General features: G+C 68.9%; 1 pseudogene. It reads left to right on the top strand.

The window, feature by feature from the left end:
* Nucleotides 1-55: 55 nt before the first annotated feature.
* Nucleotides 56-1752, top strand: a pseudogene (locus tag ACTWQC_RS35725) (ISAzo13 family transposase); the annotation flags it as partial.

Here is a 1752-nt window from a genome sequence, read left to right as displayed (position 1 = left end):
GGGCCTGTATTTCAATTAGTGCTCGGTGGGCGGGTGTTGGCGGAACACTGAAGGTATGGCTGCGCGTACGGTCGACCGGGTCTCCGTTGCGGCTCTGAAGGCCAAGTTTGATCAGCTCCTGCCCCACCTCGACGAGCGCCGTCGCCGGCTCTACCTCGCCAGCGAGGCCGGCGCGATCGGGCATGGCGGGATCGCGCTGGTGGCCGCCGCTTCCGGCGCCAGTGCGGCCACCGTCGCGCGAGGGATCGCCGAGCTGTCCGGCGGTCCCCTGCCGACCGGGCGGATCAGAGCCCCGGGAGCCGGCCGCAAACGGTTGACGGCCACCGACCCGGGCCTGCGGCCCGCGCTGGAGGCCCTGATCGAGCCGCACACCCGGGGTGATCCGGTCTCACCGTTGCGCTGGACCACGCTCTCGCTGAGGACCCTGGCCTCGGCGTTGACCGCACAGGGCCACCCGGTCAGCGCGGCGACCGTCGGACGCCTGCTGCACGCCCTGGGATACAGCCTGCAAGGCACCGCCAAGACCTCGGAAGGCACCGGCCATACGGATCGTGACGCCCAATTTGCCCGCCTGAACGCCACCGCCACAGCCTTCCTCGACGATCACCAGCCGGTGATCAGCGTGGACACCAAGGCCAAGGAATGGCTCGGCAACCGCGACCGGCCCGGTCGCACCTGGCGGCCGGGCAAGGACCCGATACGCGTGGACTGCCACACCTTCACCACCAACGATCAACCGGTCGTCATCCCTTACGGGATCTACGACATCGCCCGCAACACCGGCTGGGTGAACGTCGGAACCGACCACGACACCGCCGAATTCGCGGTGGAATCCATCCGCCGCTGGTGGCGGCACCGCGGACGGGCCGACCACCCGGAGGCCACTCGGCTACTGATCACCGCCGACTGCGGTGGCTCCAACGACCCCCGCCGCTGGACGTGGAAGAAGCACCTGGCCGCCCTCGCCCTGGAGAGCGGGCTGGAGATCACCGTCTGCCACCTCCCGCCGGGAACGTCGAAGTGGAACAAGATCGAGCATCGGATGTTCTGCCACATCACCGCGAACTGGCGGGGCCGGCCGCTGACCAGCTACCAGGTCGTCATCGAGACCATCGCCGCCACGACCACCCGCACCGGGCTGTGGATCGGCGCCGAGCTGGACACGGGCAGCTACGGCCTGGGCACCGCGGTCGCACCCGCCGAGTTCCACGCCCTGCCGATCACACCCCACGCCTCCCACGGCGACTGGAACTACACCCTGGCACCGCTCCCGCCCCGGCCTGCCGAGTCACTCAAGAGCAGACGACGGATCGATCCCGCCCTGACCGCAATGCTCACCGATCCGGCCCTGACCGGAATGCTGCGGCCCGCCTTCGACCGCTTGGCGGCAATCTCGGAACCGTACTGGGACGCCTTGGCCGAGGCGGCCTTCCAACGACGCTTCCACCGTCCACGCAGCTACCTCCACCCTCAAACCAGCAGCCTGGACCACTACCACCGCCTCCTGGCAGCTCTGTTACGCCGCCGAAGAGCGATCACCAGCACGCTCCTGGCCCAGCTGCTGGACGTCGGCCGCACCAACCTGTCCAACCAGTTCCAAGACGGCCATCGCCTTCTGGACCTGCACCGTGTCGCCGTCACCCCGCTGCCCGGATCACCCGCCCGCACCCTGGAACAGCTCAAAGCCCGCCTGCCACCCCACGAAGATCGCCCAGCAGATCCACTCTGACAGTTATTCAGCTACGGGCCCCC

Source organism: Streptomyces sp. 8N616 (assembly GCF_052246385.1).
In the GTDB taxonomy this organism is placed as follows: Bacteria; Actinomycetota; Actinomycetes; order Streptomycetales; family Streptomycetaceae; genus Streptomyces.
Note: the sequence above shows the minus strand (reverse complement) of the source record. Positions and strands in the feature narration are given on the sequence as shown.